This window comes from Rahnella perminowiae, from assembly GCF_019049695.1.
In the GTDB taxonomy this organism is placed as follows: Bacteria; Pseudomonadota; Gammaproteobacteria; order Enterobacterales; family Enterobacteriaceae; genus Rahnella; species Rahnella perminowiae.
The window spans coordinates 1-949 of record NZ_JAFMOT010000107.1 but is presented as its reverse complement, the minus strand read 5'-3'; the positions used below and the strand labels follow the sequence as shown (position 1 = coordinate 949).

The window sequence follows — 949 nt, the reverse complement described above, 5'->3', positions numbered from 1 at the left end:
ATTTGATGCCTGGCAGTTCCCTACTCTCGCATGGGGAGACCCCACACTACCATCGGCGCTACGGCGTTTCACTTCTGAGTTCGGCATGGGGTCAGGTGGGACCACCGCGCTAGTGCCGCCAGGCAAATTCTGTTTCATCCGTACCGCAGCGCATCAGGGTTGCTCACCCCCGCGCCGCCATACGAACCAATCTAGGAACATTCCGCTGAAAATCTACTCTCTCGAGCCTGTCTCTCAAATCAAAACACCTTTGGTGTTGTAAGGTTAAGCCTCTCGGGTCATTAGTACTGGTTAGCTCAATGCATCGCTGCACTTACACACCCAGCCTATCAACGTCTTAGTCTTAAACGTCCCTTCAGGTGGCTTAAAGCCACAGGGAAGACTCATCTCGAGGCAAGTTTCGCGCTTAGATGCTTTCAGCGCTTATCTTTTCCGCATTTAGCTACCGGGCAATGCCATTGGCATGACAACCCGAACACCAGTGATGCGTCCACTCCGGTCCTCTCGTACTAGGAGCAGCCCCTCTCAATCTTCCAACGCCCACGGCAGATAGGGACCGAACTGTCTCACGACGTTCTAAACCCAGCTCGCGTACCACTTTAAATGGCGAACAGCCATACCCTTGGGACCTACTTCAGCCCCAGGATGTGATGAGCCGACATCGAGGTGCCAAACACCGCCGTCGATATGAACTCTTGGGCGGTATCAGCCTGTTATCCCCGGAGTACCTTTTATCCGTTGAGCGATGGCCCTTCCATTCAGAACCACCGGATCACTATGACCTACTTTCGTACCTGCTCGAGCCGTCACTCTCGCAGTCAAGCTAGCTTATGCCATTGCACTAACCTCACGATGTCCGACCGTGATTAGCTAACCTTCGTGCTCCTCCGTTACTCTTTAGGAGGAGACCGCCCCAGTCAAACTACCCACCAGACACTGTCCTCACCCC

At 54.0% G+C, this 949-nt stretch carries 2 rRNA genes; both read right to left on the bottom strand.

Annotated elements, in window-relative coordinates:
• Positions 1 to 7 precede the first annotated feature (7 nt).
• Positions 8 to 123, bottom strand: a 5S ribosomal RNA gene (gene rrf, locus J1781_RS00555).
• A gap of 137 nt (positions 124 to 260) precedes the next feature.
• Positions 261 to 949 (bottom strand): 23S ribosomal RNA (locus tag J1781_RS00550); the annotation flags it as partial.